Source organism: Pseudomonas sp. Z8(2022) (assembly GCF_025837155.1).
In the GTDB taxonomy this organism is placed as follows: Bacteria; Pseudomonadota; Gammaproteobacteria; order Pseudomonadales; family Pseudomonadaceae; genus Aquipseudomonas.
Genome location: NZ_CP107549.1, coordinates 4,399,724 through 4,421,306, shown reverse-complemented (window position 1 = coordinate 4,421,306; position 21,583 = coordinate 4,399,724). Strand labels below are relative to the sequence as shown.

The window sequence follows — 21,583 nt, the reverse complement described above, 5'->3', positions numbered from 1 at the left end:
GCCCGTACTGCGCAGCGGGCCACTCAGTAAGCAGAAGGGCGGTCGCCGACTGGCAACCGCATGCTGTGGATAACCCTCAGGCCAGGCCGGCCTTGTCCAAGCCGAATTGCTTGTCGGCGGAACCCGGCACGGTGCGGAACGCCACGTTGAGGCGGTTCCAGCCGTTAATGGCGACCACCAGGAAGGTCAGATCCGACAGTTCCTGTTCGGAGAACTGCTCGCGCACGCTGGTGTAGATGGCGTCGGGCACGCCATGCGGTGCCAACTGGGTCAGGGCTTCGGTCCATTCCAGCGCGGCGCGCTCGCGTGGGGAGAAAAGCGGCGATTCGCGCCAGATGGCTACATGGTGCAGGCGCAACTCACGTTCTCCGTGGATCTTCGCTTCCTTCACGTGCATGTCGACGCAGAAGCCGCAGCCGTTGAGCTGCGACGCGCGCAGGGTGACCAGATGGGCGATCTCGGCGAGAAAGGGCGTCTTGTTCAGCAGCATGGAGAATTCGGCGTATTTGCCGGAGGCTTTGGGGGAAAGTGCGAAGTAGTCGAGGCGCTGGCTCATGGTGATCGTCCGTATCCGCGTTGAGAGGTAGCCAGGGGCATGCGCGCCCTGGCACGGTAGACACGAATCTACGCCGCAGTGGCCCAGTCACACAGATCCATTCATGCAGATAATGACTGGTCCACTTTTGCTCGCTGCGCCCGCTCACTGAGGTCGATAGTTCAGCGGGCGCTTCGACGATTCCGGCAGCGCCAGGCCGCCGGCCAGCGCGATCAGGGCGATGACCACCAGATAATAGGCCGGCGCCATGCGGTCGCCGGTCTGCTCGATCAGCCAGGTGGCGACCAGCGGCGCAGTGCCGCCGAAGAGGGTGTAGGCCAGGTTGTAGGTGAAGGCCGAAGCTGTGTAGCGCACTCGGGTAGGGAACTGTTCGGACAACAGCACCGCCGTAACCACGCCGCAGATCACCGCGCCGACGGCCAGCAGCATGGCGCCCAGCGCAGAGGGCAGCAGCGCCCCGGAGGTGGCCAGGGTAAAGGCCGGATATACCGCAACGATCAGCGCCAGGCCGGCGGTGAGAATGGTGCGGCGTCTGCCGACCCGGTCCGAATAGCGCCCGATGAGCGGGCACAGCAATGCGGCGAATGTCAGCGCCACCAGGCTCGCCAATAGGGCGGTTGGCCGCGCGGCGCCGCCGACCACCTGCATGTAGGTGGTCAGGTAGGTGGTGAACATGTAGAACGACAGCGCGGTGGCGGAGATGAACGCGCCCAGACAGGCGATGGTCGCGCCATGCAGACGCAGGGTCTCCATCAGCGGCGAATGCTCCGCTGCCGGTTCGGCCGCCAGTGCCTTGAAGGCCGGCGATTCGTCCAGGCGCAGGCGCATGTACAGACCGACCAGGCCCAGCGGTGCAGCGATCAGAAACGGCAGGCGCCAGCCCCAGGCCTGCATCTGTTCGCTGCTGATGATCTGGTCGAGGCCGAACACCAGTCCGGCTGCCGAGGCGAAGGCGAGAAAGGTCGACACCGGCACGAAGCTGCCGTAACGGGCCTTGCGTTCGGTGGGCGCGTGCTCCATGACGAATGCGCAGGCCCCGGCGTACTCACCACCAGCGGAGAAACCCTGCAGGCAGCGCGCCAATGCCAGCAGCAGCGGCGCCAGCAGGCCGATGCTGGCGTAGGTGGGCAGCAGGCCGATCAGCGTGGTGGCGCCGGCCATCAGCAGTACGGTGATCGACAGTACGCGCTTGCGTCCGATGCGGTCGCCAAGGATGCCGAAGACGATGCCACCCAGCGGACGCAGCGCGAACGACACGGCGAACACGGCAAAGGTCTGCAGCAGCGCCAGGGTCGGGTTGCCCGGCGGGAAGAACAGCGAGGCGATGGTCACGGCGAGGAAACCGTAGACGGCGAAGTCGAACCACTCGACGAAGTTGCCGATGGCCGAGGCGGCGATCACCTTGTGCAAGGTGGCCGGACTGACCTGCTGGGCGGTATGGATGGCATTCATGCGACGCTCCTGATCCCTGTTCTGAAAGGTTGCAGGCAGGTTACGGAGCGCGTGCCTGGCCGAACGCTACACCGGCGACGGTGGCGTTGCCGTGAGCGACTTTGACCCTGCGATGTCGGCGTTTACGAGATCGTCCTGCGCCGATGAATCACAACCACTGTTGCAGGTGCTTGCGATGCGGGTCTTCCCGAGCCAGCATGCGGGCGCCTTTTTCGCTTTCAGGAGTCTGCATGCGCGCGTCCATCCGTCCCGTCGATCTGGCCAAGGCCTACCGTCTGCTCAACCATGGCCCCACCGTGCTGGTATCGGCCCGTCATCAGGCTGTGGATAACGTCATGGCGGCAGCCTGGTGCTGTGCGCTGGATTTCGACCCGCCGAAGTTGACGGTGGTGATCGACAAGATCACCCGTACCCGCGCGCTAATCGAGGGCAGTGGGCGCTTCGCCATCCAGATTCCGACGCTGGCGCAGCTGCAGCTGACTCAGGCCGTGGGTAACCGCAGCCTGGCCGACGATGCGGACAAGCTGGCGCATGCCGGCGTCGAGCTGTTCGAGCAGGAGGGCCATGACCTGCCACTGGTGGCCGGTTGCTCGGCCTGGCTGATCTGCGAACTGATCCGCGAGCCGCACAATCAGGAGGCCTACGACCTGTTCATCGGCGAGGTGGTGGCAGTCTGGGCCGACGAGCGTGTGTTCCGCGATGGCCGCTGGCATTTCGAGACGGCCGACCGGGGCCTGCGCAGCCTGCATCATGTGGCGGGCGGGCATTACTACGCGATAGGTGAGGCAGTGAAAGCCTGAAACGACGCAGCCCACGGCTGCGTTGCAGAGTTGCGCCAGGGTTCGAGCGTTACGGGTAGGCGGCGTCGATCACGCCCTGGGCCTGGGCTTGCGCCTCGGCCAAAGTCAGCTCGTCGTTGTGCAGAATCGCCAGTAGCTGTTCGTTGGCCAGTACGTCGGTAGTAATGCCTTTCAGCCGGGCACTGCGCGTCATCACCATGTAGAGCGCGACCTGTTCGCGGCTCTCGATCTGATCGTTTTCGAGTGCGATGCCCAGGGTCTCCCGGATGAATTCACGACGTTGTTCGGTGCTCATGCCGTCGAGAGCCTGCGGTACGGCGAGGTGAATGGTGGCGGAGTAACGGCCGATATCCTCTTCGCGTGCTTCCGCGTACATCGTTTCCTTGCTGGTGACTTGTTTGGTGAGGCGCTCATAGAGCTTGTCACTGGCGGCGAGTTGCTTGGCATCCATCTTCTGGCGCAGCTGGTCCTGCTGGTCGGCTTGCTCGTCGCCGAGCATGCGTGACCAGGCCAGGCTGGAAACGAGGTCACCATCCGCTTCATAGCGATAGACAAGAGCGCTCTGGGATTCGTTGTACCCATGCAGAGCCGAACGTTCCAGCCAGCGTTTGGCGAGTTCCGGATCACGTTCGACCCCTTTGCTGCCGATCTGGTAGACGCGCCACATGCCGTACTCTGCGCACCAGTCGTTCTGGCTCGCGGCATAGGCCATGTAGCTGAAGGACTCCTGATCCCTGTCGGCCTGGGATTTCTGCTGGTCTCTGTCGGCAATCAACGACAGGTAGCAGAAGGCCCGGTTATGTTCGGGGGCGGCAAAGATCAGGCAGCTTTTGGCGTTTGCCACGTCATTGGCATTGAACAGTGTAGTGCCCACTCCGTAGAGAATGTCGCTATCCATGTGCCGCTTGCAGTACGCGTTTTCCGCTGCCGAGGGCAGCACGCTCTCCAGTGTCATCACAGGTAGCGTGGCGTTGAGGTCTGCTTCGTTCTGCTCGGGTGTGACGGCGCAGCCCAGAATCAGGCTGGAGAAAACCACTGGCAGGCAGTGAACATAGCGCATGTTGATCGTCCTTAATCGGTTATCTAATTTCGCCCGGATGGCGCATCCTTGTGCCGGGGCATTCTATCGGCCATCGCCCTGCTGGCAAGGCTATGTCCCCAGGCTGTGAGGTGGATAACACTCCCCCCCAGAGCTGTTCGGCTCAATGCGCCAGTGGCAGTGCCACGCCGATCAGCACGAAGAGCACCCCGCAACTGCGATTGAAGGCGCGGCCGCCGCGCTGCAGCCAGGGCCGTACGCGGAAGGCCAGCAGCGCCAGCAGCAGCTCGACGAGGAACTCAACAACGGCGAAGGTCGCTGCCATCACCATGAACTGCAATGCGAGGCCGCGCTGCGGGTCGACGAATTGCGGCAGGAAGGCGCCGTAGAACAGGATCACCTTGGGGTTCGACAGCGCTGACAGCAGGCCCTGACGGAACAGCCGGGTGGCGCTGGGGCGGGTGCCGTTATCTGCCAGGGTCAGGTTCATCGGCGGCGAGCGCCACAGCTGCACGCCCAGCCATATCAGGTAGGCGCCGCCGATCCACTTGAGCGCCAGCAGCGCGGTGGGAGCGGTCTTGAGCAGCGCACTGAGGCCGAACATGGCCAGGGCGATCAGGATACTGAAACCGACCACGCCGCCGACGATGGTGGCCAGTGCCATGCGCGCGCCGTACAGCCCGCCGTGGGTCAGCGCCAGCAGGCTGTTGGGGCCGGGCGTAAGGGCCAGACCAAGGGTGGCGATGAAGTAGACGAGCCAGAGTTCGAGGGCCATGCGGGTCTCCAGGGAATGCGCGGCAAGTCTAGTCAGTCAGGGCGGTGGAAATGAGGTAGATTCTGGTCATCTACCGGTCATTATTGGACGCGCCGTGTCCCAAGAGCCCGATCTTCGTTTTCTTCTGCTGCCTTTGCCGGAGTTCGCCCTGCTGCCGTTTGGTGGTTTTCTTGACAAGCTGCGCTTCAGCGCCGATGACGAGGATTACAGCCGCCAGCGCTATTGCGCCTGGGTGATTCTCGGTCTGCAGCCGGGGCATGTGTCGTCGAGCAGCGGTGCGGCGCTGCGTATCGAGGCCACGTCGGAGGAGATCGATCTGGCGGCCTTCGATTACCTGGTGCTGTTCGGTGGTCGCAATGCGCAGGCCACCGCCGCGCTGGCTTCCGAGTACCAGCCACTGTTGCGCCGCGCCGCACGTGCCGGGGTCAAGCTGGTGGCGATCGACAATGCCAGCTTCCTGCTCGCTGCCTGCGGCCTGCTCGACGGCCATCAGGTGGCGGTGCACTGGCGGCACGAGGCGGAATTTCGTACCAGCTTTCCGCATCTGCGTCTGGCTCGTGAGCGTCTGTATTGCCTCGATGGCGCGCGGATTTCCTGCGCCGGCGGTACGGCGGCCATCGACCTGGCAGTGGAGCTGCTGGCCCAGGGCAGCGGCCGGGCGCGGGCGCTCAAGGGTCTGGCGGACATGCTGGTGGACGAGACGCGCAGCGGCCAACACGCGCTGCGTTCGCTGCAGACGGCGCCGAGCGGCGAGCGCCATGTCGACCGCGCCATCGCGCTGATGCGTCACGGCCTGGCCAGTTCCGCGGGTATCGAGCAACTGGCGGCCAGCGTCGGCATCAGCCGGCGCCAGCTAGACCGTCTGTTCCAGGCCAGCCAGGGCATGAGTGCGCGCGAATACTGGAACGAGCTGCGCCTGCAGCATGTGCGCTGGCGCCTGCTCAATTCCAGCCACAGCCTGGCGCAGCTGGCCGACGAGATCGGCGTCAGTGATGCCAGCCACCTGGGCAAGCTGTTCCGCCAGCGTTTCGGTATCGCGCCTGGGGCGATGCGCCGCCAAGCCAAACCCACGACGTAGGAGCGGCTTCAGCCGCGAAGCTGTGACAGCAGCGGCACCCACACCGAGGCCAGTAGCAACAGGGCCATGCAGCGATTGAACAGTCGCAGACTGGCCGGTCGACGCAGCAGGCGCGCACTGCCGATGCCGAGCAGGCCCCAGGCCAGCAGGCAGGGCATGGACACCAGCAGGAACAGGGTCGCGTAGCTCGCCACTGCGCCGAACGAGGCCTGGCCGTCGAGAAAGATCGCCGTGACGGAGACGGTCATCAGCCAGGTCTTGGGGTTGATCAGCTGCAGGCCGGCGCCCTGGACGAAGCCCTGGCGCTGATCGACGCCGCGCTCGCCCAGGCTGGCAACTTCGGTGCGCATCAGCGTGCCGGCCATCCAGCTGATCCAGACGGCGCCGGCCCAGCTCATCGTTGTCTGCAACAGTGGGGCGCGGGCCAGTAGTTCGCCGAGACCCAGGCCGACCACCAGCAGCATCAGGCTGGCGCTCAGGCTCGCTCCGACCGCGATGGCCAGGGCGATGGACAGGCCGAAGCGCGCCGCGCTGCCGAGGATCAGCAGGTTGGTCGGGCCGGGCGTGATCGAAGCCACCGAGGCGAAGATGACGAAGGGCAGCCACTGGTTCATGGTCGTGCCTGTGAATAAGTGCGCATAGCGTTCGCTCCATACCGAGGGGATGGGGCGATTGTCCGGCTGCCGGATTCAGCGGTCTTGAAGCTTTGTGCGCAGGCTGCGGTAGGCGCCCGGGGTGAAGCCGTTGGCGCGGCGGAACCAGCGCCCGAGGTGACTCTGGTCGGCGAAGCCCAGGTCGCTGGCGACGTCGGCCGGCGCCGAACCGAGCGCCAGCATGCGGCGCGCGTGGGCCAGGCGCAAATGGATCAGGTATCCATGCGGCGCCATGCCGAAGGCCGTCTTGAAAGCACGAGTCAGGCGGAAGCGATCCACGCCGCAGACGCCGGACAGGTCGTCCAGACCGATATTCTCGTGAAAGTGCGCATGCAGATACTCACGGGCGCGCAGGGCCACGGCCGGGATCTGTGCGTTGCTCTGCGCGCGTTGGCGCCAGCTGAGGCTGCGTGAGATGCGTTCCAGCAGCGCATCCAGCGCGGCGTCACGCACCATGCGCGGCTCGTCGTCGCGCAGCGCGTGCAGGACACCGGCGATGTAGGGCAGCAGGTCCGGGTCCTCCGGCTGGGTGCGCGGCACGCCGGGCAGGCAGTCGCCTGGCGCCTCTTCGAACAGCGCCGGCAAGGCGCGCTGGAGCCAGGCTGGCTGCAGGTAGAGGGTGGAATAGGTAAACCCGCCCGGGGTCGGGGCATGGCCGTCGTGGATGTCGCCGGGTTCGAGGAAGAAGGTCTGCCCGGGTACGCTGCTAAATAGCGCCCGGCGGCAGTGGAACTGCTGCACACCCTGTTCGGTGAAGCCGATCAGGTAACTGTCGTGCCAGTGCGGGTCGTAGGCATGCCCGACGAAGTGCGCACGAATGACCTCGATGCCGGTATCGGCGTCCTGTCTGAGGTCAACCCATGACTGCGCGTTCATCGCCTGCTGTCCGTTTCTGCGTGAGAACCTCCGAGCTTAGCGCGTTCGCCGCCCGGCACTAGAAGATTTGTGCAAGCGTTCGAATCACCGCCGCGGCTGAACCCTGGGCGCAGGTACTGGTCTTCTGGTCTAGGCTGATGTTTCTCACTATTGGCCAGGAGGGATGTCCATGCTCGCGCAATTACCGACAGCTCTTAGCGAACTCCAGTTGCCGCTGCGCCTGAAACTCTGGGACGGCAAGCAGATCGACCTCGGTCCCGCACCGCGGGTGACGCTGGTGGTGAAGGACCCCGGCCTGGTCACGCAACTGGCCCACCCCAGCCTGGATGCGCTGGGAGCCGCGTATGTCGAAGGCAAGGTGGATCTGGAAGGCCCCATCGCAGATGCCATCGAAGTCGGCGACGCGCTGAGTACCGCCTTGCTCGGCGACGAGCCGGCCCCAACGGAGCTGCATACCTCGCACGACAAGCACAGCGACGCCGCTGCCATCAGCTACCACTACGACCTGTCCAACGACTTCTACCGCCTGTGGCTGGACCGCGACATGGTCTATTCCTGCGCCTACTTCGAAACCGGCCGGGAGGATCTGGATCAGGCCCAGCAGGCCAAGCTGCGCCACCTCTGTCGCAAGCTGCGCCTGCAGCCCGGGGAGCGCCTGCTCGACGTCGGTTGCGGCTGGGGCGGGCTGGCGCGCTTCGCCGCGCGCGAATTCGGCGTCGAGGTGTACGGCATCACCCTCAGCCGCGCGCAGCTTGAGCTGGCGCAGCAGCGGGTGGCCGAGGAGGGGCTGCAGGACCGGGTGAAGCTGGAGCTGCTCGACTATCGCGACTTGCCGCAGGATGGCCGCTTCGACAAGGCGGTCAGTGTCGGCATGTTCGAGCACGTCGGCCACGCCAACCTGCCGCTGTACTGCGAGCGGCTGTTCGCCGCGGTGAGGCCCGGCGGGCTGGTGATGAACCATGGCATCACCGCGCGTCACACCGATGGGCGCCCGGTGGGCCGTGGCGCCGGCGAGTTCATCGATCGTTACGTGTTCCCGCAAGGCGAGCTGCCGCACCTGGCGACCATGACCAGGGTCATCAGCGAGGCCGGGCTGGAGATCGTCGATGTCGAGAGTCTGCGCCTGCACTACGCACGGACCCTGCATCTGTGGAGTCAGGGGCTGGAGCAGCAGTTGCAGAAAGCCGCGCAGTGGGTGCCGGAAAAGTCCCTGCGCATCTGGCGTCTGTACCTGGCCGGCTGCGCCTATGGCTTCCAGAACGGCTGGATGAACCTGCATCAGATCCTGGCGGTGAAGCCGCGCGACGATGGTGGTCACGATCTGCCCTGGACGCGCGCAGACCTCTACGCCTGATGGGGTAACATGCGGCTCGTGTTGATTCTGCGAGCCGCCCATGCCCCTGCCGCCGCGCCACCCCTATCGCGTCCCGCTCACCGTTCTGGCGATTGCTGCCGGCTTGCTGGTAAGCCTCTGGCTTGGCGGCCGCTATGCTCAACAGCGGGCCTGGGACGAGCGCAGCGTCGAGGCGCGCGGGCAGTTGCAGCTGTACGCCCAATCCATTCGCACTCTGGTCGAGCGTTTCAGTTCGGTGCCCGAAGTGCTGGCGCTGGACAGCGACATCCGCAGCCTGTTGCGCGCCCCGAATGATCGCCAGCTGCGCCTGGCGCTGAACCAGCGTCTGGAGCAACTCAACGCTGCAGCCGGCTCCACCGTGCTGTACCTGCTCGATGCCCAGGGTGAGACCCTGGTGGCCAGCAACTGGCGGGACTGGAGCAGTTTCGTCGGCAACAACTACGCCTTCCGGCCGTACTTTCAGAACGCCCTGCGCGATGGTGGCGCGCGCTACTTCGCGGTCGGCGTCACCACCGGGATTCCCGGCTACTTCCTCTCCCATGTGGTGCGCGACGACAAGGGAGAGCTGCTCGGCGTGCTGGTGGTGAAGCTGGAGCTGGAGGAGCTGCAGCGTGAATGGGTCGATCAGCCCGGCGTGCTGCTGGTGGCCGACAGTTATCAGGTGGTGATCCTCAGTAACAAGCCGGTCTGGCGTTTCCGTGCCCTGCAGCCGCTCGATGAACGCGCGCTCGCCGAGCTGGTGGAGGTACGTCGCTACGCCGAGCAGGCGCTGCAGCCGTTGGCGCATCAGGTGCATCGACATATCGATGATGAAGCCGACTGGGCGCGTGTCGAGGGTCCGGATGGCAATCGTGATTACCTCTGGCAGCGCCTGCACCTGGCCGAGGAGGGCTGGACGCTGCATCTGCTCAGCGAGCCCGTCGGTCTGGCCGACAGCGTGCGCAGTTATCGCCTTGCCGCTGCCGGGGTGTGGATGACCTTCGCCTTCCTGCTGCTGTTTCTCTTCCAGCGGCGCAAGAACCAGCGTCTGCAGGCGGGCATCCGCGAGCGTCTGGAACGTGAGGTGGCGCTGCGCACCGCCGAGCTGCGCGAGGCCCAGGACGGCCTGGTGCATGCGGCCAAGATGGCTGCGCTGGGACAGATGTCGGCGGCTCTGGCGCACGAGATCAATCAGCCCTTGACCGCGTTGCAGATGCAGCTCGGCAGCCTGCGCCTGCTGGCCAGCAGTGGTCGGCCGGAGGCGGTGCACGAGGGTCTGCAACGCATTGACGCGCTGTTGCAGCGCATGGCTGCGCTGACCGGCCATCTCAAGACCTTTGCCCGCAAGACCCCGGCCGGGCTCAGCGAACGCCTGTGTCTGGGCGATGTGCTGGACCAGGCGCTGCAGCTGCTGGCGCCGCGCATGCGCAGCGAGCAGGTGGAGTTGCGTATGCAGATCGACGAAAAGGCCGAAGTGCTCGGCGATGCCATTCGTATCGAACAGGTGATCCTCAACCTGCTGCACAACGCCCTCGATGCCATGGCCGAGAGCGAGCCGCGTATGCTGCTGGTGCGCATCGCCCGTGGCGACGACTCCTGCCTGTTGAGCGTCGAGGACAGCGGCGGTGGCATTGCCGAAGAAACGCTCGGCCGGGTGTTCGAACCCTTCTTCACCACCAAGCCGGTGGGGCAGGGCCTGGGACTCGGTCTGGCAGTGTCTTACGGTATCGTGCGTGATCTCGGTGGCAGCCTGGAGGCGCACAACGGCGCTCTGGGTGCAGTGTTCACCCTGCGTCTGCCTGCGGCGCCCTGATACCGGTGGATGGGGTTCTGGCCGCCGTGGCGTTGGCGATAGCTCGCGACTTGTGTCGTTCCTGCGAGTGATAACCGTCACACCGATCCTTGTCGCTGCCGATTTCATCCGGGCTACACTGCCCGCCGTTTTGAACAGGAGGTGCCATGAGCGCTCAGGTCATAGTGGTCGACGACGAAGCGGCGATTCGTGAAGCGGTACAGCAGTGGCTGGAACTGTCCGGTTTCCAGGTGCGGGCCTGTGCCAGTGCAGCCGAGGCCCTGGCGGTGGTCGACCGCGACTTCCCCGGCATCGTCGTCAGTGATGTGCGCATGCCCGGCAGTGATGGTCTGCAACTGCTCGACAAGCTGCTGCAGATCGACAGCGATCTGCCGGTGATCCTCGTCACCGGCCACGGCGATGTGCCCATGGCTGTACAGGCGCTGCGTCAGGGCGCCTACGACTTCATCGAGAAACCCTTCACTCCCGAGCGCCTGCTCGACAGCGTGCGCCGTGCCCTGGACAAACGCCGCCTGGTCTGCGAGAACCGCCAGCTGCGCCAGCAGGTGGCCGACAAGGGCCGTATCGAAAGCCAGCTGATCGGCATTTCGCGGCCGATGGAAAACCTGCGGCGGCAGATCCTCGAACTGGCTGGCACCTCGGTCAACGTGCTGATTCGTGGTGAGACCGGCAGTGGCAAGGAGCGCGTGGCACGCTGCCTGCACGATTTCAGCCCGCGGGCGAGCAAGGCCTTTGCCGCGCTCAACTGTGCGGCGATTCCCGAGACCATCTTCGAAAGCGAGCTGTTCGGCCACGAGAGCGGCGCTTTCACCGGGGCTCAGGCCAAGCGCATCGGCCGTATCGAACACGCTGACGGCGGCACCCTGTTCCTCGACGAGGTGGAGAGCCTGCCACTGGCGCAGCAGGTCAAGTTGTTGCGGGTGCTGCAGGAGAAGACCCTGGAAAGGCTGGGTTCGAACAAGAGCATCCAGGTCGATCTGCGGGTGATCAGCGCGGCCAAGCCGGACCTGCTCGATGAGGTCAGGGCCGGGCGTTTTCGTGAGGACCTGGTGTACCGCCTGAACGTCGCCACCCTGCACATTCCGCCGCTGCGCGAGCGCCGTGAAGACATTCCGCTGCTGTTCGAGCATTTCGCCCACGAGGCCGCGCAGCGTCATGGCCGTGAAGCGCCGCCGCTGGCTCCGAGCGAGCTGGCGCGTCTGTTGGGGCATGACTGGCCGGGCAACGTCCGCGAGCTGATCAACGCTGCCGAGCGCCATGCCCTGGGCCTGTCCAGCTTCACGCCGGACGAACGTTTCGTCGGCCAGGCACTGGCGCAGCAGATGGAGGCGTTCGAGGCGCAATGCCTGCACAACGCTCTGCTGCACTGTCAGGGCAACATCGCGGCAGTAATGGAGATGCTGCAGCTGCCACGCCGCACCCTGAACGAGAAGATGCAGCGCCATGGCCTGAGCCGCAGCGATTACCTGCCTGGCGGCGAAGAGGCCTAACGGGGCGGGGAAAGGGCCGCCGGCCCATCTGGTACGGCCGGCGCCAGGCGCATTACACCGTAATAGGCAATATTTCGCCTATGGTGTCGATCAGGGTAGGCGGAATCTTGCTCACCTCTCTCCGCGTTGCTGGTTGAAACCCGTCTGGGCCGGAGATTTCCTGATCTGGCATGGCGTCTGCTAAAGGTTATGTGTGCCTGGCTCATGCCTGAGCCAGCAATCATAACAACAACGGAGATTCCCCCATGCGACTGACCAAGCGTCTGAGTCTGTTCGCCGCTGCAGCGGCCATCACTGCCAGCACTGCGGCCATTGCCGCTCCCACCTTCATCAACGTCCTGACCGGCGGCACCAGCGGGGTCTACTACCCGATCGGTGTGGCGCTGTCACAGCTCTATGGCCAGATCGACGGATCGCGTACCTCGGTACAGGCGACCAAGGCTTCGGTGGAGAACCTCAACCTGCTGCAGGCCGGTCGTGGTGAGCTGGCGTTCGCTCTCGGAGATTCGGTGGAAGACGCCTGGAAGGGTGTCGAGGATGCAGGCTTCAAGGCGCCGCTGACGAAAATCCGTGCGCTGGCCGGCACCTACCCGAACTACATCCAGATCGTCGCCAGCAAGGAGTCCGGCATCAAGACCCTGGAAGACCTCAAGGGCAAGCGCATCTCCGTTGGCGCGCCGCGCTCCGGTACCGAGCTCAACGCCCGCGCGATCTTCGAAGCGGCCGGCATCAGTTACAAGGACTTCGCCCGCGTCGAGTACATGCCGTACGCCGAATCGGTGGAACTGATCAAGAATCGTCAGATCGACGCCACCCTGCAGTCTTCCGGTCTAGGCATGGCGGCCATCCGCGACCTGGCTTCGATGGTGCCGCTGAACTTCGTTGCCGTGCCTGAAGACGTCGTCGCCAAGATCGACAGCAAGGCCTACCTGCCTGGCGTGATTCCGGCCGGCACCTATGATGGTCAGGACACCGACGTGCCCACCGTGGCCATCACCAACATCCTGGTGACCCACGAAGGCGTGGCCGACGATGTCGTCTACCAGATGACCAAGCTGATGTTCGACAACCTCGGTCGTCTTGCCACCGCGCACTCCGCCGCGGCCGACATCAAGCTGGAAACCGCCACCGAGAACCTGCCGATCCCGCTGCACCCGGGTGCCGAGCGTTTCTACAAGGAAAAAGGTCTGATCCAGTAAGGCCAGCCTGACCGTAGGGTGCCGTGCGCACCGACCGGGCGCTGTCATGCCCGCCGGTGCGCCCGGTACCACCTGCGCCGAAGCATTCGCCCCACCCCATTCTCGCCCCCAGAGAGCTTGCATCATGAGCGAACAAGAAGGGCTGAACGCCAGCCCCAGCCAATGGCCGAAGACGCTGTTTTATGTAGCGTTGGCCTTTTCCGTCTATCAGATCGTAACCGCCGCCTTTCACCCCGTATCCAGCCAGGTGCTGCGCGCCGGCCACATCGGTTTCCTGTTGCTGCTGGTGTTCCTCTGCTATCCGGCGATCGGCAACAAGCGCCCGTTCCAGCCTGTGGCCTGGGTTCTGGGTTTGGCCGGCATGGCCACTTTCGGTTACCAGTGGTACTTCGAGGCAGACCTGATCCAGCGCTCTGGTGACCTCACCACCACCGACATGATCATCGGTCTGACCCTGCTGGCGCTGGTGTTCGAAGCGGCGCGCCGGGTCATGGGCATTGCCCTGCCGATCGTCTGTGGCACCTTCCTGCTCTATGGCATGTTCGGACAGTACCTGCCGGGCGACCTGGCCCACCGGGGCTACGGGCTGGACCAGATCGTCAACCAGCTGTCGTTCGGCACCGAAGGCTTCTACGGTACGCCGACCTACGTTTCGGCCACCTACATCTTCCTGTTCATCCTGTTCGGCGCCTTCCTTGAGCAGGCCGGGATGATCAAGCTGTTCACCGACTTCGCCATGGGTATGTTCGGCCACCGTACCGGTGGCCCGGCCAAGGTTTCGGTGGTGTCCTCGCTGCTGATGGGCACCATCACCGGGTCCGGCGTGGCCAACGTGGTCACTACCGGTCAGTTCACCATCCCGCTGATGAAGCGCTTCGGTTACAAGCCGGCCTTCGCCGGTGGCATCGAGGCCACCGCGAGCATGGGCAGCCAGATCATGCCGCCGGTAATGGGCGCCGTGGCTTTCATCATGGCCGAGACCATCAACGTGCCGTTCGTCGAGGTGGCCAAGGCCGCGCTGATTCCGGCGTGCCTGTACTTCGGCTCAATCTTCTGGATGGTTCATCTGGAAGCGGTGAAGAACAACCTCAAGGGCCTGCCGAAGGACGAGTGCCCGAGCGCCTGGGCTGCGGTCAAGGAACGCTGGTTCCTGCTGATTCCGCTGGGCGTGCTGGTGTACCTGCTGTTCTCCGGCTACACACCGATGTTCTCCGGTACCGTGGGCCTGGCACTGACCGCCATCGTCATCCTCGGCTCGGCGATCATCCTGCGCTTCAACTCGTTCTGGCTGCGCATGGCCTTCTGGGTGGCGCTGGGCGTGCTCTGTGCCGGCTTCTTCCAGCTCGGCATCGGCGTGGTGTTCGGTGTCATCGCCCTGCTCGTAGCCGCCTGCTGGTTCATCAAGGGTGGTCGCGAGACCCTGCGCGCATGCGTACATGCGATGGTAGAGGGTGCCCGTCACGCGGTACCGGTCGGGATCGCCTGCGCCCTGGTCGGGGTGATCATCGGTATCGTGTCGCTGACCGGCATCGCCTCGACCTTCGCCGGTTACATTCTCGCCATCGGCCAGGACAACCTGCTGCTGTCGCTGGTGCTGACCATGCTCACCTGCCTGGTGCTGGGCATGGGCATTCCGACCATCCCCAACTACATCATCACCAGCTCCATCGCCGCACCTGCGCTGCTGGAACTGGGTGTGCCGCTGATCGTCTCGCACATGTTCGTCTTCTACTTCGGCCTGATGGCGGACCTGACGCCGCCGGTGGCGCTGGCCTGCTTCGCTGCAGCACCGATCGCCAAGGAGAACGGCCTGAAGATCAGCCTGGTAGCGGTCAAGGTGGCCATTGCCGGCTTCATCGTGCCGTTCATGGCGGTCTATGACCCGGCGTTGATGATGCAGGGCGATGACTGGGGTGCGACCGTCTACATGGTGATCAAGACGATGTTCGCCATCGGTCTGTGGGGCATCGCCGTGGTGGGCTACTACCGCTTGCCGCTGTCCTGGATCGAGCGTCTGGTCGCCGTCGGTGCGGGTTTCGCGCTGGTGCTGGCGATGCCGATCAGCGATGAAATCGGCTTTGTTGTGGGTGCCGTGCTGCTGGCTCAGCACATCTGGCGTGCGCGCCGTCGTGCGCAACTGGCCGCTGCATGATTGGTCTGTGCCTGGGGTTGGCTGGCGCGGTATGGGCAGAACTGCCCGTGCCGGCCTTCACCCTGACCTGGACGCACACCATCGAAAAGATTCGCTGGGAAGAGGATTACCGCGTTACCGCCGAGGGCCTGGTCCTCGGTGAAGCGCGGGTCAAGGGTTCCGGCGCCGGAATGGAAATTCCCGACGGCGCCGAACTGCGCAATGGCAGCTGGCACTACCAGCGTCAGCTACCGCCTTTGCAACCCCTGCGAGTCGGGCGTATGCCCGAAGCGGGGGATTACCAACTGTGTATTGACCAGCGTTGTCGCCCGATGAGCGACTGGCTCGGCCCGCCACAAGCGAGTCAGCCGGCGTTGGACCTCTGGAGCTGCGAGCTGAGCTCCCCCGCATCTGACGCGGGCTAGGTCGGCAGCGCTGACCCATGCTCCCGGCGCCACAAGTGCCGGACCAAAAGAAGGAAACCCCCATATGGTGCAAGCCTGTGGGGGTTTTGTTCGTCTGCGGCCTGCACGTTCAGAATCCGCGCGGGCCGCTCGGTGTGAAGGCCAGGCGCGGGGCGAATCTTATGCGCCGATGCGCTGTCCAACTCGTCGCGGGGCGCGCTTCCTGCCGGAGCGGCGGCCCGAGGTCGTGGTGCCTCAAGGTGCCATCGGCTTGCCCTCTATCCGCTCAGGAGAACCGCCATGCGCATCCTTTCTCGTTCCATTCTGCCTATAGCCTTCTGCCTGTCGCCAGCCTTGGCCAGCGCTCTGGATCTCCAGCCCGGCGTCTGGGAGGTCAGCTCGCACAACATGCAGGTGGGCGGCCGGGCCATGCCCGGCATGCAGGAAATGCTTGCGCAGATGCAGAACCTGCCGGCCGAGCAGCGGCAGATGATGGAAGGAATGATGGCCGAGCACGGCGTCAGGCTCGGGGCCGGTGGCGTACAGATGTGCCTGACTGCAGAGCAGATCAAGGCTCAGGAAATTCCTCTGCACGATCCCGACTCCGGTTGCAGCAACGAGATTCTCGAACGCAGTGCGACGCTGTGGAAATTTCGTTTCAGCTGCCCGGACGCTCAGGGTGAAGGGGAGACGCACTTCGTCAGCGACAAGGAATTCACCACGCAGGTCAAGGGCACCTACAAGGGCCAGCCGAGCAGTATGGAAAGCCGCGCCCGATGGCTCGGTGCGGATTGCGCTGCGCTGAAAGCAAATTGAGTGCATACGTATATGTAAATAATTCGTATTGACCGAGGAGAACTCTGCTGCGAGAATTTTGTCGATAATTGTTTGCATTCGCGATTGATGAATGCCTGCCAGTGAGGCAATCAGCTGCGAATGGAATGTCGGCAGCTATCGACAGCGCATCAGGAGTAAGCCCTTGTTCAGCAGAAAATCTCATCTGGCCGTGGCCGTCGCGGCCGCCTGCAGTCTCAGTCATGCCTTGGCCGCCGAGCAGGAGCAGATCGAGCTCGACGCCCAGACCGTCGTCGGCAGCAGTGCGGCGATCGAGATCGACAGCTACCGATCCACGCCCAGTAGCGCTGCGACCAGACTCGACCTGACCCCACGGCAGACGCCTCAGTCGATATCCAGCGTCAACCGCGCGCAGATCGAGGATTTTCAGCTCAACTCGATCAACGACGCGCTCAAGTTCACGCCGGGCATCTCCGTCGAAGAGATCGAAACCGACCGTACCTACTACACGGCCCGTGGCTTCGATATCACCAACTTCCAGTACGACGGTGTCGGTATTCCGTTTTCTTCGGGTGGCCAGGAAGGGGCAGTGGATCTCGCACCGTTCGAGCGGGTGGAAGTACTGCGCGGTGCCAACGGACTGATGAGCGGCACGGGCAATCCGTCGGCGACGGTCAACTTCGTGCGCAAGCGTCCCACCAGTGCGCCGCAGGCGCGGGTGGACCTGACCGCAGGTTCCTGGGACAAGCGCCGCATCGAGGCCGACGTATCGGGCGCGCTGACCGACAGCGGCAATATTCGTGGCCGCGCGGTGTATGCCCACGAGAAAAAGAACTCCTACCTCGACCGTTACTCACGGGAAAAACACGTATTCCATGGCGTGGTGGAAGCCGATCTGCGCGACGACACGCTGCTCTCCGTCGGCTACACCCTGGATAAGTCTGCGGCAAACAGCCCGCTCTGGGGGGCGTTGCCATTGTTCGATTCGGCAGGCAATCCGACGCGGCTGTCGCGCTCGACCAGCACCGCTGCCGACTGGTCCTGGTGGGACAACCAGGAGCAGCGAATCTTCTCCGAGCTGACCCATACCTTTGCCAACGGCTGGCAGGCCAAGGGCAGCGTCACGCATGTGAAGAAGAAGAGCGACTCCGAGCTTTTCTATGTTTTCGGCACGCCAGATGCGGCCACAGGGCAGGGGTTGTTCGGCTATCCGTCGCAGTATTCGGGCGATATCCGCCAGTGGATCGGAGACATTTCCCTGGGCGGCCCGTTCAGCCTGGCCGGGCGCGAGCACGAGCTGGTGCTGGGGGCCAACTGGTACAAGTCAGAGGTCGACGAGCTGTCTCTGTACATCCCGGGCAACTCCGTGCCGGTGCCGACGGATGACATCTACAACGGCAACTTTCCCAAGCCCGGCGGCTGGGATCGAAGCGATGGCGGCAGCTACGAGGACAAGCAGCAAAGCTTCTATTCGGCCGCGCGCTTCAGCCTAACGGATGACCTGACGTTCATTGCCGGCGCCCGTGCCGTCGAACTGAAGACCGAGGGCTTCTCCTACGGCCAGGAGCGCAAGCGCAAGGACGACACCGTCCTGCCCTATGCCGGTCTGGTCTACGACCTGAGCGATCAGTATTCCCTGTATGCCAGCTACACCGAGATATTCAATCCACAGAAGGAAGAGGGTGCGGACCTTCGCCGGCTGGATCCGATCATGGGGGATAACTACGAGCTGGGGATCAAGGGTGAGCTTCTGGATGGCAAGCTCAACGTTTCCGCTGCGGTGTTCAGAACCAAGCAATCGAATGTTGCCGAGTCCATCGGTTTCGATGCCGGCAGCGGCAAGCAGATCTACGACGGCGTTGACTACCTGAGCGAAGGTTACGAACTCGAAGTTTCCGGGGAGGTGTTGCCGGGGTTGCAGGTCATGGGTGGCTACACCTACGTCGACATCCAGAACGCCGACCACAGCCACGGCCGCACCTACGCGCCCAAGCACATGCTGCGCGCTTCCACCGTCTACCGCGTTCCGCAGCTGCCGCAGCTGAAGGTCGGAGCCAACCTGAGCTGGCAGGACGATATCTATCGCCCGGTAACGCTCGCCAACGGCAGCACTGCCCGCATCGAGCAGGACGACTACGCCCTGATCGGTCTGATGGCCAGCTACGACATCGACCCGAACTGGAGCGTGTCGGCCAACCTCAACAACCTGACCAACGAAAAATACATCTCCAGCCTCTATTGGGAGCAGGGCTTCTACGGGGCCCCACGTAACCTCAGTGCCACCCTGACCTGGAAATACTGACAGCCCGGGCCGCCCGGAAGGGCGGCCCTGCTGGTTGACGAGAGAATTCGATGCGCCCGATTCTGGTATTGCTGCACCGCTGGTGCGGCCTGTTCATTGCCCTGTTTCTGTTCACCGCCGGCCTGACCGGCGCTGTCATTTCCTGGGATCACGAACTGGACGAATGGCTCAACCCGCACCTGTTCGATGCGCAAAGCGCAGGGCCGGCGCAGGACCCGCTGCAGCTGGTCGATGCCCTGGAGGCGCGCGACCCGCGTCTGCAGGTGAGCTTCATGCCGCTGGCGCTGGAGCCCGGCCATGCGCTTGGGATCTTCGTCGACCCGCGGATCGATCCGGCCACCGGCAAGGCCTACAAGCTGGGCTTCAATCAGCTGGGCATCGACCCGGTTAACGGCGAGATCCAGGGCCAGCGCGAATGGGGCGCGATCTCCCTGAGCCGGGAGAACCTGCTGCCGTTTCTCTACAAGCTGCATTACAGCCTGCATATCCCGGATGGCTTCGGCATCGAGTTGGGCATGTTGTTCTTCGGCATCGTCGCCATCGTCTGGTGCCTCGACTGCCTGGTAGCGCTGTGGCTGTCGTTCCCCAACCTGCGCAGCTGGCGCAAGTCGTTCGCCTTTCGCTGGCGCCAGGGCGGTTACAAGCTCAACTTCGACCTGCACCGTTCAGGTGGCGTGTGGATCTGGCTGCTGCTGTTGGTCCTTGCCGTCACCTCGGTATCGATGAACCTCGAACGCCAGGTGGTGCGCCCGCTGGTGGAGCTGTTCTCGCCGCTGACGCCGAGCCCCTTCGCCAGCCGCACGCCGGTCACGCTGGACGAACAGATCGTGCCGCTGATCGACCGCAGCGAGGCTATCGCCATTGCCGACGCGGAAGCGCGGCGGCTGGGCTGGCAGGCTCCGGCCGCCGGGCTTTTCCACTCGGCTGAGTTCGGCGTCTACGGCGTCGGCTTCTACGAGCTGGGCGAAGATCATGGCGATGCCGGGCTGGGCAATCCCTGGATCTATGTCGACAGTCGCAGTGGTGAGCTGGCCGGTGCGCATGTGCCGGGCACGGGCAGTGCCGGTGATATCTTCCTGCAGGCGCAGTTCCCGCTGCACTCCGGGCGCATCATCGGCTTGCCGGGGCGCATTCTGGTGTCGTTGCTCGGCCTGGCCGTTGCCGGTCTGTCACTGACCGGCGTGGTGATCTGGGCCAGGAAACGCCGCTCGCGCATGCTCGCCGAACAGCGCCAGCGCGCCGATTCACAGGCCGTAGCCTGAGGTCAGAGAATCGGCGAGATCAGCCGCGCCACGCGCATGCCCAGTTGCTGCAGGCGATGCAGATTGCGCCGGTCGGCGTTGGCCAGTTCGCGCGAGCGACTGAAATCCTCTTCCAGCATGTGCGCCACCTGGGCGTTGAAGGCTTCATCGAAGGTCAGCAGGCTGGCTTCGAAATTCAGGCGGAAGGAGCGGTTGTCCAGATTGGCGCTGCCCAGCACGCAGGCATCGTGATCGATCAGCAGGGCCTTCTGGTGGAGGAACCCCGGCTGGTAGCGGAAGATGCGTACGCCGGCGCGCAGCGCTTCGAAGGCATACAGGCTGGAGGCCGCGTAGACGATACGGTGGTCCGCTCGCGCCGGCAGCAGCAGGCGTACGTCCACGCCGCGCATCACCGCCAGGCGCAGAGCGGCGGACAGTGCCTCATCGGGCACGAAGTAGGGGCTGCTCAGCCAGACCCGTTCGCGCGCCGCGTGGATCGCCTCGACGAACAGCAGCGAGCAGGTTTCCTGCGGGTCCGCGGGGCCGCTGGCGATCACCTGGCAGAGTTGCCCGGGTTCGTCCTGCTTGCTCGGCATCAGCAGTGGCGGCAGCTTCTGGCAGGCCCAGTACCAGTCCTCGGCGAAGGCTTCCTGCAGGCTCGCCACCACCGGCCCGCGCACTTCCACATGGGTGTCGCGCCAGGGCGCCAGCGGCGGTTTCTGCCCGAGGTATTCGATGCCGACATTGAGCCCACCGAGAAAACCTATCTCGCCATCGACCACGACGATCTTGCGGTGGTTGCGGAAATTCAGCTGGAAGCGATTGAACAGCCCGGCGCGGGTGGGAAAGGCATGCACCTGTGCACCGCCCTGGCGCAGGCTGTCGATATAGGCGCGAGGCAGCGCATGACTGCCGACGCCGTCATACAGCACATGGACCTGCACGCCGGCGGCGGCGCGTTCCAGCAGCACGTCGCGCAGGCGCTGGCCGAGGGCATCGTCACGAATGATGAAGAACTGCAGGAGGATCGTGTGCTGGGCGCTGGCCAGCGCGCTGAAGATCGCCTCGAAGGTGGCGTCGCCGTCGATCAGCAGTTCGACGCGATTGCCGGTCAGGCCCGGCAGATGCGACAGACGCGGCAGCGCGCGCAGGCGGTCATAGGCCGGTGACAGGTGCGCGGCCTTGGCTTCCTCGACCCAGGGGCGCCAGTCCTGTTCGGCCATGGCCTGGCGCATTTCGCTGTCGGCCTGGCGTCGCGCCTTGACGTAGGCGTCGAAGCGGCTGCGACCGAAAACCAGGTAAGGCAGCAGCGTCAGGTAGGGCATGAAGAACAGCGACAGGCCCCAGGCCAGCGCGCCCTGGGCCGTGCGTACGGTGAGCACGGCATGTATCGCGGCCAGGACGCCGAGGGCGTGGATGGTGGCGATCAGGTAGGCGAACAGGTGGGGAATGCCGAAGTCGGCAGGCATGCGAGGTCTTCCTTTGCACGGGCTGTGTGCAGCTGACCATGGGGTTTGCGCAGCGTTCGTCGCCATCCTGCCACGCCCGGTACGCGAATGGCAGAGCCGGGCAGATTGCCAGCGTCAGGGGAATTATTCAGGGCTTTCATGTGTCCTGAAATCCGAGTGAGCGGAATTCATGTGTTA

18 protein-coding genes are annotated in these 21,583 nt (G+C 64.4%); 11 read left to right on the top strand and 7 right to left on the bottom strand.

Annotated elements, in window-relative coordinates; genetic code table 11:
- Positions 1–76: 76 nt before the first annotated feature.
- Together OEG79_RS20925 and OEG79_RS20920 are read right to left on the bottom strand one after the other, a co-directional pair.
- Positions 77–556 carry a carboxymuconolactone decarboxylase family protein gene (locus tag OEG79_RS20925; protein ID WP_264146854.1) on the bottom strand — a complete coding sequence of 160 codons (480 nt, stop codon included), beginning with the start codon at positions 554–556 and terminating at the stop codon, positions 77–79.
- Positions 557–700: 144 nt separating this feature from the next.
- Entirely contained in the window at positions 701–2,008 is a 1,308-nt protein-coding gene (locus OEG79_RS20920; RefSeq protein ID WP_264146853.1) for an MFS transporter, read from the bottom strand.
- A 230-nt stretch (positions 2,009–2,238) separates the two neighbouring features.
- On the opposite strand from OEG79_RS20920, the gene OEG79_RS20915 reads away from it, so the two are divergent.
- Entirely contained in the window at positions 2,239–2,808 is a 570-nt protein-coding gene (locus tag OEG79_RS20915; protein WP_264146852.1) for a flavin reductase family protein, read from the top strand.
- A 49-nt stretch (positions 2,809–2,857) separates the two neighbouring features.
- Here OEG79_RS20915 and OEG79_RS20910 read toward each other — a convergent pair whose 3' ends face one another.
- Both OEG79_RS20910 and OEG79_RS20905 read right to left on the bottom strand, forming a co-directional pair.
- Positions 2,858–3,868, bottom strand: coding sequence for a sel1 repeat family protein (locus OEG79_RS20910; protein WP_264146851.1), 1,011 nt, complete (start codon positions 3,866–3,868; stop codon positions 2,858–2,860).
- Positions 3,869–4,010: 142 nt separating this feature from the next.
- Complete coding sequence (locus tag OEG79_RS20905; RefSeq protein WP_264146850.1) at positions 4,011–4,622, bottom strand: LysE family translocator; 612 nt, start codon at positions 4,620–4,622, stop codon at positions 4,011–4,013.
- A gap of 94 nt (positions 4,623–4,716) precedes the next feature.
- Between OEG79_RS20905 and OEG79_RS20900 the strand changes: the two genes are divergently transcribed.
- Positions 4,717–5,700, top strand: coding sequence for a GlxA family transcriptional regulator (locus OEG79_RS20900; RefSeq protein ID WP_264146849.1), 984 nt, complete (start codon positions 4,717–4,719; stop codon positions 5,698–5,700).
- A gap of 8 nt (positions 5,701–5,708) precedes the next feature.
- Here OEG79_RS20900 and OEG79_RS20895 read toward each other — a convergent pair whose 3' ends face one another.
- Entirely contained in the window at positions 5,709–6,314 is a 606-nt protein-coding gene (locus OEG79_RS20895) for a LysE family translocator (protein ID WP_264146848.1), read from the bottom strand.
- 75 nt (positions 6,315–6,389) lie between these two features.
- Positions 6,390–7,229, bottom strand: a complete 840-nt coding sequence (locus tag OEG79_RS20890) for an AraC family transcriptional regulator (RefSeq protein WP_264146847.1) — start codon at positions 7,227–7,229, stop codon at positions 6,390–6,392.
- Between the two features lie 169 nt (positions 7,230–7,398).
- On the opposite strand from OEG79_RS20890, the gene cfaB reads away from it, so the two are divergent.
- From cfaB to OEG79_RS20845, 9 genes are all read left to right on the top strand, one after another.
- Complete coding sequence (cfaB, locus tag OEG79_RS20885; RefSeq protein WP_264146846.1) at positions 7,399–8,583, top strand: C17 cyclopropane fatty acid synthase CfaB; 1,185 nt, start codon at positions 7,399–7,401, stop codon at positions 8,581–8,583.
- 40 nt (positions 8,584–8,623) lie between these two features.
- Positions 8,624–10,375 (top strand): sensor histidine kinase, encoded by a 1,752-nt coding sequence (locus tag OEG79_RS20880; protein WP_264146845.1) that lies wholly within the window; start codon positions 8,624–8,626, stop codon positions 10,373–10,375.
- Between the two features lie 146 nt (positions 10,376–10,521).
- Positions 10,522–11,865: a sigma-54-dependent transcriptional regulator gene (locus tag OEG79_RS20875; protein WP_264146844.1), complete on the top strand. Its 1,344-nt coding sequence runs from the start codon at positions 10,522–10,524 to the stop codon at positions 11,863–11,865.
- A 245-nt stretch (positions 11,866–12,110) separates the two neighbouring features.
- Positions 12,111–13,064, top strand: coding sequence for a TAXI family TRAP transporter solute-binding subunit (locus tag OEG79_RS20870; RefSeq protein ID WP_264146843.1), 954 nt, complete (start codon positions 12,111–12,113; stop codon positions 13,062–13,064).
- 124 nt (positions 13,065–13,188) lie between these two features.
- Positions 13,189–15,216, top strand: a complete 2,028-nt coding sequence (locus tag OEG79_RS20865; protein ID WP_264146842.1) for a TRAP transporter permease — start codon at positions 13,189–13,191, stop codon at positions 15,214–15,216.
- Positions 15,213–15,620 (top strand): DUF1850 domain-containing protein, encoded by a 408-nt coding sequence (locus OEG79_RS20860; protein ID WP_264146841.1) that lies wholly within the window; start codon positions 15,213–15,215, stop codon positions 15,618–15,620. The genes OEG79_RS20865 and OEG79_RS20860 overlap by 4 nt, the downstream gene beginning before the upstream one ends.
- A 279-nt stretch (positions 15,621–15,899) precedes the next feature.
- Positions 15,900–16,415 carry a DUF3617 domain-containing protein gene (locus OEG79_RS20855; RefSeq protein WP_264146840.1) on the top strand — a complete coding sequence of 172 codons (516 nt, stop codon included), beginning with the start codon at positions 15,900–15,902 and terminating at the stop codon, positions 16,413–16,415.
- Positions 16,416–16,578: 163 nt separating this feature from the next.
- Complete coding sequence (locus tag OEG79_RS20850) at positions 16,579–18,696, top strand: TonB-dependent siderophore receptor (protein WP_264146839.1); 2,118 nt, start codon at positions 16,579–16,581, stop codon at positions 18,694–18,696.
- Between the two features lie 50 nt (positions 18,697–18,746).
- Positions 18,747–19,958, top strand: a complete 1,212-nt coding sequence (locus OEG79_RS20845) for a PepSY-associated TM helix domain-containing protein (RefSeq protein ID WP_264146838.1) — start codon at positions 18,747–18,749, stop codon at positions 19,956–19,958.
- A gap of 2 nt (positions 19,959–19,960) precedes the next feature.
- On the opposite strand, the gene cls is transcribed toward OEG79_RS20845, so the two are convergent.
- Positions 19,961–21,406 (bottom strand): cardiolipin synthase, encoded by a 1,446-nt coding sequence (gene cls / locus OEG79_RS20840; RefSeq protein WP_264146837.1) that lies wholly within the window; start codon positions 21,404–21,406, stop codon positions 19,961–19,963.
- Between the last annotated feature and the right edge of the window lie 177 nt (positions 21,407–21,583).